This is a genomic window from Kitasatospora sp. NPDC001309 (assembly GCF_042896295.1).
Classification (GTDB): domain Bacteria; phylum Actinomycetota; class Actinomycetes; order Streptomycetales; family Streptomycetaceae; genus Kitasatospora.
Map to the genome: position 1 here is coordinate 1 of NZ_JBIAXC010000087.1, position 16,172 is coordinate 16,172.

The following is a 16,172-nucleotide window of genomic DNA, read 5'->3' on the forward strand; positions in this document are numbered from 1 at the left end:
TAGATCTCTCTCCACACCCCATCCGGCACGAGCCCCCTCCCCCCTGTCTCAGGGGCGGGGGGCGCCGCGGGGGGGGGGCGGGGGCCGGCCGCCCCCCCCCCCCGCCGCCCCCGCGGCCGTGGCTCCGCCCCGGCAGGACCACCCTCAGAACGCGTCGTCCGGAATCTCCACGGCAGTCCGGTCCAGACTCTCCAACAGCCTGAACTGGGCCTCGGTCCTGGGCAGTTCATGCCGGAAGAAGTACCGGCAGGCGTGCCGCTTCCCCTCGTGCACGGGCTCGGTGCCCCCGTCGGCGGCGAGCAGCTGCTCCAGCCACAGCCAGGCCACGACGGTGTGCCCGACCGCTTCGAGGTAGACGGTGGCATTGGCCAGCGCCGTCTCCGGGTCCCCCGTCGCCCACAGCCGCCGGGTGACCGGGACGATGCGCCGGACGGCCCCGTCGAGCTGCCCCGCGTACTCGGCGGCCTCGCCCCCGGCGCTCGCGGCGCGGGCGGTGGTCGCCGAGACCGTCTCGACGAGCAGGCGCAGGCCCGCGCCGCCGTCCATGACGACCTTGCGGCCGAGCAGGTCGAGGCCGTGGATCCCGTGGGTGCCCTCGTGGATGGGGTTGAGCCGGTTGTCGCGGTAGAACTGCTCGACGTCGTACTCCCGGGTGTAGCCGTAGCCGCCGTGCACCTGGATGGCGAGGCTGTTGGCCTCCAGGCACCACTGGGAGGGCCAGCTCTTGGCGATCGGGGTGAGGACGTCCAGCAGCAGGTGGGCGCGGGCGCGGTCCTCCGGGGAGGCGCCGGTGCGCTCCTCGTCGAGCAGTCGGCCGCAGTACAGCACCAGGGCCAACGCGCCCTCCGCGTAGGACTTCTGGGCCAGCAGCATCCGGCGCACGTCGGCGTGGGCGATGATCGGCACCTGGGGCGCGTCCGGGTCCTTGGCCCCGACCGGACGGCCCTGGGGGCGGGTGCGGGCGTAGTCCAGGGCGTGCAGGTAGCCGGTGTAGCCGAGCGCGGTGGCGCCGAGGCCGACGCCGATCCGGGCCTCGTTCATCATGTGGAACATGTAGGCGAGGCCGTGGTGCGGCTCGCCGACCAGGTGTCCGACGGCGCCGGGCTCGCCGCCCGGCCGGTGCACGCCCTCGCCGAAGTTGAGCAGGGTGTTGGTCGTCCCCCGGAAGCCCATCTTGTGGTTCAGCCCGGCCAGTACGACGTCGTTGCGCTCGCCGAGCGTGCCGTCGGCACCGACCAGCACCTTGGGCACGATGAACAGCGAGAGGCCCTTCACCCCGGGCGGCCCGCCGGGGATCCTGGCCAGCACCAGGTGGACGATGTTCTCGGACAGCTCGTGGTCGCCGCCGGAGATCCACATCTTGTTGCCGAACAGCCGGTAGCTGCCGTCGGCGCGCGGCTCCGCCCGGGTGCGCAGGTCGGCGAGCGAGGAGCCGGCCTGCGGTTCCGACAGGCACATGGTGCCGAAGAACCGCCCCTCGACCATGGGCCGGACGTAGGTGTCGATCTGGTCCCGACTGCCGTGCGCCAGCAGCAGGTTGGCGTTGCCCACGGTGAGGAACGGGTAGCCGGAGGTCCCCGGGTTGGCGGCCTGGAACCAGGCGAAGCAGGCGCTGGCCACCACGGACGGCAGCTGGGCGCCGCCGACCTCCTGGTCCATGGCGCTGCCGAGCAGCCCGGTGTCCGCGAAGACGGCCAGCGCCTCCCGGACCTCGGGGATGATGTGCACCCGCTCGCCGTCGAAGCGCGGCTCCTCGGCGTCGTTCCGCTTGTTGTGCGGCGCGAAGTGCCGGGTGGCGACCTGCTCGCCGAGGTCCAGGGCGGCGTCGAAGGTCTCCCGCGAGTGGTCGGCGTACCGGGGGCGCGCCGTGAGCGAGGGGACGTCCAGCCACTCGTACAGCAGGAAGTCGAGGTCGCGGCGGGAGAGCAGCAGGGACGGCACGGGGTGGCGCCTTTCGCGAGTGACTAAGCGCTTGCTTGGCTTCGTCAGCAGCATGCTCCACCGGACCGGAGCCGTCAACCGTCGCGAGCGGGGCCCGCGGGCCGGGTGCGGGGTGCGTCAGGCGCGGGGCCCGTCAGCTGCGGGGCCCGTCAGGTGCGGCGACCCGCGGCGACGGCGGCGGCGCCGAGGAGACAGGCCGCGGCGGCGGTGACGTAGGCGAGGTGATAGCCGTCGAGCCGGTTCGTACCGGTCCCGGCGACCAGGACCAGCAGCGCCACGCCGACGCTCGCGCCGATCTGCTGGGTCACCACGTTGACCGCCCCGGCGACGCCCTGCCGTTCGGCCGGGACGCCGGCCAGCCCGGCGGTGGTCATCGAGGGGAAGTTCAGGCCCTGGCCGATGCCGCTGAGCACCAGGCCGGGGAGCACGTGCACCAGATAGGAGCCCTCGTGCGGGGTGCCCAGCCAGAGCCCGGTGCCGACGCCGATCAGCACCAGGCCGACGGACATCAGGGTGCGCGGGGTGAAGCGGGCCAGCAGCCGGCCGGTGGCGAAGTTGGCGGTGAGGAACACCGCGGCGGACATCGGCACCAGCGCCAGGCCGGACTCGAACGGGGAGTAGTCCAGCATCCCCTGGAGGTACAGCGGCGCGAAGAACAGCATCCCGACCGAGCCCGTGTACTGGAGGAACGCCGCCAGGCTCGCCGCCCGGACGGAGCCGAGCCGGAACAGGCCGAGCGGGAGGACCGGGTCGGCGGTGCGGTGCTCCCGCACCACGAACAGCACCAGGCAGAGCGCGGCGGCGGCCAGCACCGTCCAGGCCGTGGCGCCGGAGCTGCTCACCCCGACCACCAGCAGGGTGAGGCCGAGGGTGCCGGCGACCGCGCCGGGCAGGTCCAGCCGGCCGCGGTGCCCGGGGCCGTCGGGCAGGCCGATCCTGGTCACCGCGAGCACGGCGGCCCCCAGCAGCACCGAGAACCACAGCACCGAACGCCAGCCGAGGAACTGGGTCAGCACGCCGCCGAGCAGCACGCCGCCGCTGAAACTCGCGGCGCCGACCGCCGCGTAGACGCTGAACGCCCGGTTGCGGGCCGGACCGGCCGGGAACGCCTCGGAGAGCAGGGCCAGCGCGGCCGGTCCCGACAGCGCGGCGCCGACGCCCTGGACGGCGCGCGCCCCCAGCAGCACCCCGATGTTCGGCGCCACCGCCCCGACCAGCGCGGAGACGGTGAACACGGCGACGCCGACCTCGAACACCCGCCGCCGGCCGAGCACGTCGGCCAGTCGGCCGCCGACCAGCAGGAAGCCGGCGAAGGTGACGGCGTAGGCGGTCATCACCCACTGGAGGGTGGTGTCGGCGAGCTCGAAGCGGCTGCCGACGGAGGGCAGGGCGGCGTTGAGCACCCCGAGGCCGCTCACGTCCAGGGCGAGCGCCCCGGCCAGCACCCCGAGGGCCAGTCCCGGTCGGGTCAGCGGCTGCACCGCGACGTCGGTCATGCCCGGCCGCCGGAACGGTCGGCCCGGCCGGTGCGGCCCGGTGCACCGGGCGGTGCAAGCGCCGGGCACCGTGCGGGGCCCCGAGGGGCTAAGGAGCGGTCGACGCAGGCTGACGCTGTCTCAGGGCTCGCAACTGGCATGGGGGTCAGCTTGCCCGCGCTGATCGTCCGCTGTCCACCCCTCACCCCTCGCGGGGAATCCCGACCGTGCTCCAACTCCCTTACCTTTCAGGCAGGTTAGCCGTATCGCGCGCGAACGAAAGCCCGCCGTGCAGCGGTTCACCCGCCGTCGCCACCGCTCGGCCGGAGCCGTTCGATCGAGCAGGTCGAATCGGACACTTTGGCGATCGGATCCCGCCACTGCCCGGACCGGCTCGCAGACGACGCTTGTCTCACCAATCGCCAAGTGGCACTCTCGTACCCGCTGGTCGGTAAAGACCCGGTGATCCGCCGCACATCGATTCGCACAGTTCGCACACTCGTTGCGCCAGACCCGATCGACCGTCCGATCGGCCTTCCGATCGACCTCCGCATCCAGGGCGGACCGGGACACCAGCTCCGCGCGGTCCACGGCGACCACAGCGCCGACGGACCGGCCGGCAGGCGCCGCGCCGCACGCGTCGGCGAGAACTTCACAGTGGGCCGCTGTTGCGCGATCACCCGAGCCGATCCGAGCGATCCGAGCCGCTGATCCGCACGTCCGCACGCGGCTGATCCAGGCTGTCGCGAGCCGTCCGGCCGGGCAGTCCCGACCCACCCGTTGCCCCGCCCGTTCCCCCGTCCATTCCCCCGTTCCCCGTTCCCTCCTTCCGCCCTGCCCAGGGAGTCGCCATGCCCCAAGAACGCACGGTGCCGGACCCGTCCGCCGTCACGGACTTCCTGCTCTCCCGCGTATCCGCACTGTTGGACGTGTCCGCGAACACCCTGGACCCCCGGGCCCCGCTGCACCGGTACGGGTTGGACTCCGCGCGGTCGGTGGCGCTCGCCGCCGAGCTGTCCGCCTTCCTCGGGCGCGCCGTCCCCGCCACCTGGCTCTGGCAGTACCCGACCGTCGGCGAGCTGGCCCGGGCCCTGGTCGAGGGTCCGCGCGAGGCGCAGCCCGCCCGGGGCGCCGAGCGCGGCGCCCGTCCCCACGAGCCGGTCGCGGTCGTGGGCATCGGCTGCCGCTTCCCCGGCGGTCCGGACCCGTCCGCGTTCTGGCGGCTGCTGGTGGAGGGCGGTGACGCCGTCGGACCGGTCCCGGCCGCGCGCCGGGCGCTGATGAACGACGCGGTCCGCTGGGGCGGGTTCGTCGACGGCATCGACCGGTTCGACCCGCTGTTCTTCGGCATCTCGCCGCGCGAGGCCGTCCAGATGGACCCGCAGCAGCGGCTGGTCCTGGAACTGTGCTGGGAGGCCCTGGAGGACGCGGGCATCGCCCCGCACACCCTGCTCGGCAGCGACACCGGCGTGTTCATGGCCTCCTGTTGGGGCGACTACGCCGCCCTGGCGCACTACCGCGGGCCCGACGCCCAGATCACCCCGCACACCGCGACCGGCATGCACGACGGCATCATCGCCAACCGGGTCTCCTACGTCCTGGGGCTGCAGGGCCCGAGCATGGCCATCGACGCCGCCTGCGCGGGCTCCCTGGTCTCGGTGCACGTCGGCTGCCAGTCGATCCAGCTCGGCGAGAGCGACCTCGTGCTGGCCGGCGGCGTCAACCTGAGCTTCGTCTCCGACTACTACACCGCGATGGACGCGATGGGCGCGCTCGCCCCGGACGGCCGCTGCAAGTCCTTCGACGCCCGGGCCGACGGCTACGTCCGCGGCGAGGGCGCCGGTGTCGTCGTTCTCGCGCCGCTCAGCGTGGCCCTGGAGCGCGACCTGCCGGTGTACTGCCTGATCAAGGGCAGCTCCTCCAACAACGACGGCCTGAGCAACGGGATGACGGCGCCGAACCCGCAGGCGCAGGAGAAGATGCTGCGCACCGCGTACCGGCGGGCCGGCATCGACCCGCACCTGGTGGACTACATCGAGTGCCACGGCTCGGCGACGCCGCTCGGCGACCCGATCGAGGCCAATGCGATCGGCGCCGTCCTCGGCGGCGACCGCACCGAGCCGCTGCGGCTGGGCTCCGTCAAGTCCAACGTGGGCCACCTGGAGGCGGCGGCGGGCATCGTCGGGCTGGTCAAGCTGGCGCTGTCGATGCGCAACGGCGTGCTGCCGCCGAGCCTGCACTACAGCACGCCGAACCCGCAGATCCTCTTCGACGAGTACCGGATGACCGTCCAGGACCGGTTGACGCCCTGGCCGCGGCGCTCCGACGCCCGCCGGGGCGGGGTCAGCTCCTTCGGCTTCGGCGGCGCGATCTGCCACGTCGCGGTGGAGGAACTGCCGCGCCCCGAGGGCTCCCTGCTGCTGCTGGCCGCCGACTCCCCGGAGGCGCTGGCGGAACGGGCCCGCGCCCTGCGCGACGCCACCGACCTGCGCGAACTGTGCCGCCGCGCACCCGGCGAGGGGGCGTTCCGGCTCGCGGCCGCCGCCCGGGACCTGGCCGAACTCCGCACCCAGCTGGACGCCTTCGGCGCCGGGGCGCCGGCCCGCGGGCTGAGCGTCGGCGAGGCGGCCGGGCGCCGCCCGCGGGTGGCGTTCCTGTTCTCCGGCAACGGCTCCCAGTGGGTCGGCATGGGCCGCCAGCTACTGGCCGGAATGCCGGTGTTCCGCCGCTCGATGCTGCGCTCCGACCGGCGGATGAAGGAGCTGCTGGGCTTCTCCCTGGTCGAGCAACTGCTCTCCCCGGACGGCCGACTGGACGACATGGACGTCTTCCAGCCGCTGCTGTTCTCCCTCCAGGTCGCGCTGGCCGAGACCTGGCGCGCGCTGGGCGTGGAGCCGGACGTGGTGGTCGGGCAGAGCGTCGGCGAGTTCGCCGCCGCCCACGTGGCCGGCGCGCTCGACTTCGACGACGCCTCCCGGCTGGCCGCCCACCACGGCCGGCTGCTCCAGCAGTTGGCCGTCGGGCGGGGCGAGGGCATCGTGGTGATGACCGCCGCGGACGAGGTCGCGCCGTACCTGACCGGCGGGCTCACCCTCTCCGGCCGCAACGGCCTGCGCTCCACCCTGGTCACCGGCACCCCGCAGGAGATCGACGGCCTGGTCCGGCGGCTCACCGACGCGGGCGTCACCAACCACCGGGTGCGGATGGGCCACGCCCCGCACTCCCCGCTGGTCGACCACGTGCTCGCGCCGTTGAAGGTGGAGCTCGACGGCATCCGCCCCCGGAGCACCCGGATCCCGATGATCTCCACCGTCACCGGCGAGGCCGTGGACGGCGCCGAACTCGGCCCGGACTACTGGGCGGAGAACCTACGCCGGGAGATCCGGGTGGTCGACGCCCTGACCGGCCTGCGCGGGTACGACGTCGACGCGGTGATCGAGCTCAGCCCGCACCCGCTGCTGCTCAAGTCGGTGTCGGAACTGCTCCCCGCCGCCACCCTGCCCTCGCTGCGGCGCGGCGAGGACGAGGCCGTCACCCTGCTCGGCTCGCTCGGCGCGCTGTACGCGGCCGGGCTGGCCGTCCTGGCGCACCCCTTCCTGGCCGGTGACCGGGGCCGGCACACCGCCCCCGGCCAGGCCGACCCCGCCCCGGCGGGCCGGCTGCACCTGGTGCCCGTCACGGCCCGCACGGCGGGCGCGCTGGCCGACACCTGCCGCGAACTGTCCAACCGCGTCGAACGCGACCCCGGCCTGCGGGTCGCCGACCTCGCGTACACCCTCGCCGCCCGGCGCACCCACCACAACCACCGGATCGCGCTGTTCGCCCGCAGCCGGCAGGACGTCCTGGACGGCCTCGCCCGGGTCGCGTCCGGCCGGCCGCACCCCGAGGTCCTCACCGGGGCGGTCTCCGGGAACGTCGACCGCCGGGTGGCGCTGGTGTTCTCCGGCGGCGGCACCCAGTGGGTCGGCATGGGCCGGGAACTCCTGCGCTCCCACGCCGGGTTCCGCGAGTGGATGACCGCCTGCGACGCCGCCGTGCGCGCCGCCGGCGGCTGCTCGGTGCTGGAGCAGCTGGCCGCCCCGGCCGAGCGGGCCCGGTACGAGGAGATGGACGTCCAGCAGCCGGTGCTGTTCGCCCTCCAGGTGTCGCTGGCGAAGGTCTGGCTCGGGCTCGGCGTCGAGCCGGCCGCCGTGGTCGGGCACAGCCTGGGCGAGGTCGCGGCCGCCTGCGTGGCCGGGGCGCTGTCGCTGGAGGACGCCGCCCGGGTCGTGGTCACCCGCTCGCACCTGCTGGAACGCAAAGCGGCCGCGGGCGCGATGATCTCGGTCGACCTGCCGGAGGCGGAGCTGCTGCCCCGGCTCGCCCCGTACGCCGCGCACGCGGCCGTCGCCGTGGTCAACAGCCCCACCAGCGCGGCGGTCTCCGGCTCGCCCGAGGCCGTCGACGCCCTGGAGGCCGACCTGCGGCGGGAGGGGGTGTCGGTCCGCCGGATCCGGGTCGAACGGCCGGTGCACAGCCCGGGGATGGACCCGCTGCTCCAGCCGCTGCGCGAGGGCATCGAGGGCATCACCGCGCTGCCGCCCGTCATCGACTTCCACTCCACCGCGCTGGCCGAGGCGGTCAACCCGGCCACCGACGTGGACTACTGGGTGCACAACCTGCGCAACCAGGTCCGCTTCGCCGAGACCATCGGGGCGCTGGTCGACCGGGGCATCGGCACCTTCGTCGAGATCGGCCCGCACGAGACGCTGCGCGGCGCGGTCGAGGAGATCGCCCTCACCCGCGGGGCGCGGGTGCACGCGGTCAACTCGCTGCGGCGCGAGGAGAGCGACCTGCGCTGCCTGCTCGGCGCGGCCGCCTCGCTGTACGTCCGGGGCCTGCCGCTGACCTTCGACCCGCTGTTCGACGACGACGTCGAGCCGGTGGAGACCCCGCTGGTGGCGTGGCAGAAGGAGCGCTACTGGATCGACACCGAGCCGCAGGCCCCACGGGCCCCGGCCGCCCCGACGGCTGCGCCGGTCGCCACCGCGCCCGCGGCGGCGGCCGTCGTGCAGGCCGACGTGCAGGCCGGGCCCGAGCCCGCGGCCCGGCCGGTGGCGGAGGTCGTCCTCGCCGAACTCGCCGACGCGCTGGGCGTGCCGGTGAGCGGCTTCGACACCGGCGCCTGCCTGCGGGACTTCGGCCTGGACTCGATGGTGGGGATCCGGCTGGTCAACCGGATGCAGGCGCTGTTCGGGCACCGGGTGTCGCCGGTGGTGTTCCTGGACGGCCGCCCGATCTCCGAGGTGGTCGGCCACTTCGTCGAGCTCACCGGCGGCGGCGCCCCCGCGAGCACGCCCGCAACCGCCCCCGCACCGACTGCCGCGCCGACTCCCGTACCGGCCCCCGCCCGCCCGGCGGACCACGCCTTCCTCGACGAACTCTCCGAGCTGGACGCCGAGGAACTGCTCGACGAACTGGACGCCCGCGGCCTGCTGGACGCCACCGACGCGCCGGCCCTGGAGCAGCTGCGCGCCGACGACCTGGGCCTCGCCCTGGCACCCGCCTCGCACGGCCAGGCCTCGCTCTGGTTCATGCAGATGGTTTCGCCGGACGCCGTCCCCTACAACTTCATGGTGACCGCCCGGATCCGCAGCACGGTCGACGAGAAGGCCCTGGAGCGCGCCGTCCGGGCCGTGACGGCCCGCCACCCGGCGCTGCGCACCCTCTTCGTCGAGGCGGGCGGGCGGCCGTACCAAGTCGTCCTGGACGAACCGGTGTACGAGTTCCTGGCGCTGGACGGCTCCGCGCTGGACGAGGAGCAGGCCCGCGAGGAGCTGGCCCGGCAGGGGCACCGGCCGCTCGACCTCGACAACGGGCCGCTGGTGCGGGTCGTCCTGCTGGGCCGGGGCCCGGCCGACCACTACCTGCTGGTGCTGGTCCACCACATCGCCTCGGACGCGGCCTCCGCCGATGTGATGATCCGCGAACTCCAGGCCTTCTACCAGGCCTCCTGCCAGGGCGCCGACCAAGGCGCCGACCCGGTTGCCGACCCGGGTGCCGACGCACCGGCCGCCCCGTACACCGAGTTCGTCGCATGGGAACAGCAGTGGCTGGCCGGGCCGGCCGCCGCGGCGGCGCTGGACTGGTGGTCGGCGAAGCTGGCCGACCCGCCCGCCCACCTCGACCTGTCCGACCGGGAGCGGCCGCCGGGCGTCACCTACGAGGGCCGCGACCTGGCGTTCCGCTGGAGCGCCGAGGAGACCCGGCTGCTGCGGGAGTTCGCGCTGCGCGAGGGCGTGTCGATCAGCACCGTGGTGCTGGCCGGGTTCTTCGCCACCCTCAACCGCGCGGTCGGCACCGAGGACGCGGTGCTGGCCACCGCGATCGCCCAACGGGCCGAGCCCGGCTGGGAGTCCGCCGTCGGCTACTACCTCAACACCGTGCTGGTCCGGGCCAACCCGGCCGCCGACCGCAGCTTCCGCGACCTGCTGCGCGAGGTGCACGACTTCTCACTCGGCCTGCTGGAGCACATGAACTACCCCCTCGACCTGCTGGCCTCCCGGCTCCGGCCGCCGCGCGCCGAGGGCCGCTCCCCGTGGTTCGACGTGGTGGTCAACTGGCTGTCCTCGGAGGCCTTCCCCCGCTCGGTCAAGCTCTTCCACGGCGTCGGCTCCACCCTCACCCCGGACGGCGCCCTGCCGCTCGAACCGCTCCAGGTGCGCCGCCACCTCGCCAAGTTCGACCTGGAGATCTCGATGGCCGACATCGACGGCGAAGTGGCCGGCCACGTCCAGTTCAAACCGAGCTACCTGGAAAGGCACACCGTGACCGCACTGCTCGCGCTGTACCGCACCGTGCTCTTCGAGTCGATCGCCCGGCCCGGCCTCGCCCTCGGCGCCGTCGCCCCGGCCGGCCTGCCCGAGGAGGCGGACCGGTGACCGACACCCTGCACTCCGCCTTCGTCGAACTGGCCGCCAAGAACCCCGACGCGATCGCGGTGTACGCCGAGGCCGGCGTCCTCGGCTACGGCGAACTCGACCGCCGATCGGCCGAGTTGGCCGAACGGCTGACCGCCGCCGGGGCCGGCCCGGGCGTCCCGGTCGGGATCTGCGTCGAACGCACCCCCGACCTGCTGGTCGCCCTCCTGGCCGCGCTGCGCAGCGGCGCCTGCTACCTGCCGCTGGACCCGAACTACCCCGCCGACCGGCTGGGCCTCATGGTGCAGGACAGCGGCACCCGGCTGCTGCTCACCACCCCCGCCTCCCGGGCGAGTTGCCCGCCCGGCCCGACCGTGCTGGTGCTGGACGGCGCCGCGGTGCGCACCGAGCCGGGCGCGAGGCCCGTCCCGGTCGTGCCCGGGGACACCGCGTACATCATCTACACCTCGGGCTCCACCGGCCGGCCCAAGGGCGTGGCGGTGCGGCACGGCGGCGCGGTGGCGATGCTCGCCGCGATGGACCGCGTCCTGGAGGGCTGCGACCTGAGCGGGGTCGCGGCGGCCAGCTCGGTCTGCTTCGACATGTCCGTGATGGAGATCTTCAACGCGCTGTGCCGGGGCGGCGCCGTGGTGCTGGTCGAGAGCGCCGTGCACCTGCCGGAGAGCCGGTACGCCGACCGGATCACCCACCTCAACGCCGTGCCGTCGGTGATGAACGGCCTGCTCGACGCCGGGGCGCTGCCGCCCAACCTGCGCACCGTGGTGTTCGGCGGCGAGGCGCTGCGCCGCAAGCTGGTCGACCGGACGTACCGGGAGACCGGCGCGACCCGGGTGTTCAACGCCTACGGCCCCACCGAGGGCACCGTGTTCTGCTCCTTCGGCCTCGTCCCCGAGGAGTCGGCCGAGGAGCCGACGATCGGCCCGCCGACCGAGGGCGCCCTGGTGTACGTGCTGGACGAGCAGCGCCGGCCCGTCCCGACCGGCGCCCCGGGCGAGCTGTACCTCGGCGGCGCCGGGGTCGCGCACGGCTACGTCAACCGGCCGGAGACCACCGCCGAGCGCTTCCTGCCCGACCCGTTCCACCCGGGCGGGCGGATGTACCGCACCGGCGACCTGGTCGCGTTCACCGAGGACGGTGAGCTGCGCTTCCTCGGCCGCACCGACCACCAGGTCAAGCTGCGCGGCTACCGGATCGAGCTGGAGGAGGTCGAGGCCCGGCTGACCGGCTGCCCCGAGGTCCGGGAGGCCGCCGCCGCCGTCCGCGGCAACCGGCTGGTCGGCTACCTGGTGCCCGCGGGCGACGGCCCCGCTCCGGACGGGCCACGGCTGGACGCGGCGCTCCAGGGCGCCGTCACCGCCCGGCTCGCCGCCGAACTGCCCGACTACCTGGTGCCCGCCACCCTGGTGGTGCTGCCCGCGCTGCCGCTCGGGCCGGGCGGCAAGCTGGACCGCAGCGCGCTCCCCGAGCCGCCGGCCGCCGGCACCGGCGGGCCGACGACCGCGCCGAGCACGCCCACCGAGCTCGCCCTGGCCGAGATCTGGGGGCAGCTGCTCGACCTCGAACCGTCCGGCATCGACGTCCAGGCCGCCTTCTACGACCTCGGCGGCGACTCGCTGCTGCTGATCCGGCTGGCCCGGCTGATGACCCGTCGCTTCGACCGGCGGGTCCGGGTGCCCGACCTGTTCAGCTTCCGCGACATCGCCTCGCTCGCCCGCTGGCTCGACGAGGAGGAGGGCGCGACCCCCGAGGTGGTGCAGTCGGCCCGCCGCCGGGCCGGCGCCCGCCGCGCGGCCCTGCGCGGACGCCCGGCCGGCGACCGCTGAGCCCGCGACCCGAGCCGCCCCACCCCACCACGGAGCAGGAGCCTTCCATGACCGACCACCCCGAGCAGGCCCCCGAGCAGGACTACGACCCGGGCGACGTGGCCGTCATCGGCATGTCGCTACGGGCCCCCGGCGCCCGTACCAAGGAACAGTTCTGGGACAACCTCGTCCACGGCCGGGAGTCGATCTCCTTCCTGGCCAAGGACGACATCCACGTCGACGAGACCCTGATCCACAGCCCCTTCTACGTGCGCGCCTGCGGCGTGCTGGACACCTACGACAGGTTCGACCCCTCGGTGTTCGGCATCAGCGACCGGATGGCCGCCGCGATGACCCCGGAGAACCGGCTGTTCCTGGAGAGCGCCTGGGAGTCGCTGGAGGACGGCGGCTACGACCCGGAGCGGCTGGACGCCGAGATCGGGATGTACGGCGCCAACAACCCGCAGACCGCCGCGCTCTACAGCTCCCCGCCGGACCGGGTGTCGGTCGGCCCGGAGGCGATCGAGGCCAGCCTGGCCTGGTCGCCGGACACCATGACCTCCAACGCCCTGTACTACCTGGGGCTCACCGGCGAGGCCGTCACCGTCGCGGCCGTCTGCGCGGGCTTCCACTACGCGGTGCACCTGGCCTGTCAGTCGCTGCTGCTCGGCCAGACCGACCTGGCGGTCGCGGGCGGCGCGATGGTGCGGCTGCCGCACCCGCGCGGCCACCTGTGGGAGGAGAACCGGATCCTGTCCCGGGACGGCCACTGCCGCCCCTTCGACGCCAACGGCACCGGCACCGCGCTGTCCAGCGGCGTGGTCACCGTGCTGCTCAAGCCGCTGGGGCACGCCGTCGCCGACCGCGACCACGTCTACGCCGTGGTCAAGGGCTCGGCCGTGAACAACAACGGGGTCAGCGCGATGGCCTACGGCCTGGCCCAGCCCGAGCGGCTGAGCGCCTGCATCGCGAGCGCCATGGAGGTCGGCGGCGTCGCCCCCGAGACGGTGGGCATGTACGAGGCCAACGGGCTCGGTCTGCCGATGACCGACGAGCTCGAGGTGCACGCGGCGACCATGGCGTTCGGCAAGCAGACCGCGACCACCTCGATCGGCGGGGTCAAGGGCAACGTGGGCCACGGCGGCGTGGTCTCCGGCGGCTTCGGGGCGGTCAAGGCCGCGCTGGCGCTGTACCACCGGCAGCTCCCGGCGACGATCAACCTGACCGAGGTCAACCCGGACCTCGACCTGCCCGGCACGCCGTTCGTGCCGCAGCTCGAAGGGGCCGACTGGGAACCGGAGTCCGGTATCCGCCGGGCGGGCATCACCTCGATCGGCGGCGGCGGCTACAACGCCCACCTGCTGCTGGAGGAGCCGCCGGCCCCGGCCCGGCGCGAGCCCGAGGAGGCGGGCCGGCCCCGGCTGGCCACCCTGTCCGCCCTGGACGACGAGACCCTGGCCCGCCAGCGCACCCGGCTCCGGGAGCGGCTGGCGGCCGACCCGACGCTGCGGCTGGACGACGTCTGCTACAGCCTCAACCTCGGCCGCAAGGTGCTGCCCCGCCGTTGGGCGGCCGTGGTGCGCAGCCGGGAGGAGCTGATCGCGGCGCTCGCCGGGGAGCCCGCGGGCGGCGTCGTCACCTCGACCGCCGCCGCCCCGGCCGTCGACGCGGGCGCGTTCGCCCGCACCGACCACGGCCTGGTGCCGGCCGGCCGGGACGCCGGGGCGCTGGCCGAGCTGGCCGCCGCCTGGGTGGGCGGCCGGCCGGTGGACTTCGACGCCCTGCACCGCGGCGAGGCCAGCCACCGGGTGCCGCTGCCCACCTACCCCTTCCAGCCGCGCCGGTTCTGGCGCACGGACTGGTGACCGTGCGCACCCCGGCCCCGCCCCCCGGCCCGGCCCCGACCCCTGCCCTCGCCCCGGCCGCCGTGGACCTGGGCGACCCGGCCACCTTCGCCGATCCCGACCTCGACCTCGTCGGGTACTGGCGCACCCTGCGGGACGAGGCGCCGCTGCACTGGAACCCCCCGGCCCACGGCCGGCGCGGGTTCTGGGTGCTCTCCCGGCACGAGGACATCCTGGCCACCTACCGGGACGACGCGCACTTCACCTCCGAGCGCGGCAACGTCCTGGTCACCCTGCTGGAGGGCGGCGACGCCGGGGCGGGCCGGATGCTGGCCGTCACCGACGGGCACCGCCACCACGAGCTGCGCAAGATCCTGCAACGGGTGCTCTCCCCACGGGTGCTGGACGAGGTGGCCACCACCGTCCGGGCCAACACCCGGCGGTGGATCCGCGCGGCGGTCGCCTCCGGCGGCTGCGACTTCGCCGAGCAGATCGCCGCCCGGATCCCGATGACCACCATCTGCAGCCTGCTGGGCGTGCCCGAGCAGGACCAGGACCACCTGCTCGGCCTCACCAGGGCGGCGCTCTCGGCGGACGACGAGGACGTCGACGAGGTCGACTCCGAGATGGCCCGCAACGAGATCCTGATGTACTTCATGGACGTCGTCGAGGAGCGCCGCGAGCACCCCGGCGAGGACGTGATCAGCATGCTGGTCGCCAGCTCGATCGACGGCGTGCCGCTGACCGACGAGGACGTGGTGCTCAACTGCTACAGCCTGATCATCGGCGGCGACGAGACCAGCCGGCTGACGATGATCGACTGCGTCCGGACCCTGGCGGCCCGGCCCGACCAGTGGCACCGGCTCAAGCGGGGCGAGGTCGAGCTCGGGACGGCCGTGGACGAGGTGCTGCGCTGGGCCTCGCCCACCCTGCACTTCGGACGCAGCGTCGTCCGGGAGACCGAGGTGCACGGCGTACGGCTGCGGCCCGGCGAGATCGTCACGCTCTGGCACGCCTCCGGCAACCGGGACGAGCGGGTCTTCGACCGGCCCGAGCACTTCGACCTCGGCCGCACCCCCAACAAGCACCTGGCCTTCGGGTACGGCCCGCACTTCTGCGTGGGCTCCTACCTGGCCAAGGTGGAGATCGCCGAACTGCTCGGCGCACTGCGGGACTTCACCACCGGCTTCGACCTGACCGCCGAGCCGCGGCCGATCCGCTCCAACTTCCTGACCGGGTTCGCCACCCTGCCGGTGCGCTTCGAGCCCGACCGCGCCGGGCTGGACGGGGCCGGGCTGGACGGGGCCGACTGACGCGCCGACGCCGAAACCGAGACCCGACCCGACCCGACCAGTGAGCGCAGGAGGACGGTTGAACATCTACCTATCGGGACAAGGGGCGTTCGCGGTGCAGGTCGCGGAGGCCCTGCTGGACGGCGGACACAAGATCGTCGGTGCGGCCGCGCCCCGGCTGCGCAGAGGGCGGTCCGACGAGGCCGACGCGATGTGCTGGGACCGCGTACGGGCCTGGGCGTTCCCCAGGGACATCCCCTGGACGGACTCGGCCGAACTGCGGGCCCGGCACGTCCCCGACGGGGTGGACGTCATCCTCGCCGCGCACTCGCACGCCTTCCTCGGCCGGGAGACCCGTGCCCGGGCCGCCGTCGCCACCATCGGCTACCACCCCAGCCTGCTGCCGCTGCACCGCGGCCGGGACGCGATCCGGTGGACGATCCGCGACGGCGACAAGGTGACCGGCGGAAGCGTCTACCACCTGACCGAGCGCACCGACGGCGGCCCGATCGCCGCCCAGCAGCACCTGTTCGTACCGCCGGGCTCGACCGCGCAGAGCCTGTGGCGCGACCACCTGGCGCCGCTCGGGGTGCGGCTGCTGCTCAAGGTGGTCGCCGACCTGGCCGCCGACCGGCGGATCGAGGTCCCCCAGGACGAGTCGCTGGCGACCTGGGAGCCCGCGATGGGCGCGCCGCCGTTGTTCAAGCCCGAGCTGATCGCCCTGCCGGGCACGGCGCGGGTCGACGGCAGCCGGTGGGCGCTGCACGAGCACTGAGCCCGCACGGCGAAGCGGCCGGGGGGGCGCGGGCCCCCGCGCCCGGGGGGGGGGGCGCCGCGGGGGGCGGGGGGGCGGGGCGCGGGGCCGCGGGCGGCGGGGGGGGGGCCCCCCCCCCCCCCC

8 protein-coding genes are annotated in these 16,172 nt (G+C 74.6%); 6 read left to right on the forward strand and 2 right to left on the reverse strand.

Annotated elements, in window-relative coordinates:
• Positions 1 to 144 precede the first annotated feature (144 nt).
• Both ACFY2K_RS42705 and ACFY2K_RS42710 read right to left on the reverse strand, forming a co-directional pair.
• The gene (locus ACFY2K_RS42705) at positions 145 to 1,995 is read right to left on the reverse strand and encodes an acyl-CoA dehydrogenase (RefSeq protein ID WP_387718376.1); all 1,851 of its coding nucleotides are present in this window, start codon (positions 1,993 to 1,995) and stop codon (positions 145 to 147) included.
• A gap of 95 nt (positions 1,996 to 2,090) precedes the next feature.
• Positions 2,091 to 3,437: an MFS transporter gene (locus tag ACFY2K_RS42710; protein ID WP_380643970.1), complete on the reverse strand. Its 1,347-nt coding sequence runs from the start codon at positions 3,435 to 3,437 to the stop codon at positions 2,091 to 2,093.
• Positions 3,438 to 3,842: 405 nt separating this feature from the next.
• Between ACFY2K_RS42710 and ACFY2K_RS42715 the strand changes: the two genes are divergently transcribed.
• From ACFY2K_RS42715 to ACFY2K_RS42740, 6 genes are all read left to right on the forward strand, one after another.
• Positions 3,843 to 4,127: a hypothetical protein gene (locus ACFY2K_RS42715; RefSeq protein WP_380529173.1), complete on the forward strand. Its 285-nt coding sequence runs from the start codon at positions 3,843 to 3,845 to the stop codon at positions 4,125 to 4,127.
• 140 nt (positions 4,128 to 4,267) lie between these two features.
• Positions 4,268 to 10,336 (forward strand): acyltransferase domain-containing protein, encoded by a 6,069-nt coding sequence (locus ACFY2K_RS42720; RefSeq protein WP_387718379.1) that lies wholly within the window; start codon positions 4,268 to 4,270, stop codon positions 10,334 to 10,336.
• Positions 10,333 to 12,159: an amino acid adenylation domain-containing protein gene (locus ACFY2K_RS42725; RefSeq protein ID WP_380643968.1), complete on the forward strand. Its 1,827-nt coding sequence runs from the start codon at positions 10,333 to 10,335 to the stop codon at positions 12,157 to 12,159. The genes ACFY2K_RS42720 and ACFY2K_RS42725 overlap by 4 nt, the downstream gene beginning before the upstream one ends.
• Positions 12,160 to 12,206: 47 nt before the next feature.
• Positions 12,207 to 14,003: a beta-ketoacyl synthase N-terminal-like domain-containing protein gene (locus ACFY2K_RS42730; RefSeq protein ID WP_380529168.1), complete on the forward strand. Its 1,797-nt coding sequence runs from the start codon at positions 12,207 to 12,209 to the stop codon at positions 14,001 to 14,003.
• Between the two features lie 2 nt (positions 14,004 to 14,005).
• Entirely contained in the window at positions 14,006 to 15,295 is a 1,290-nt protein-coding gene (locus ACFY2K_RS42735) for a cytochrome P450 (RefSeq protein WP_387718384.1), read from the forward strand.
• A gap of 58 nt (positions 15,296 to 15,353) precedes the next feature.
• Complete coding sequence (locus tag ACFY2K_RS42740) at positions 15,354 to 16,049, forward strand: formyltransferase family protein (protein WP_380529163.1); 696 nt, start codon at positions 15,354 to 15,356, stop codon at positions 16,047 to 16,049.
• Positions 16,050 to 16,172 lie beyond the last annotated feature (123 nt).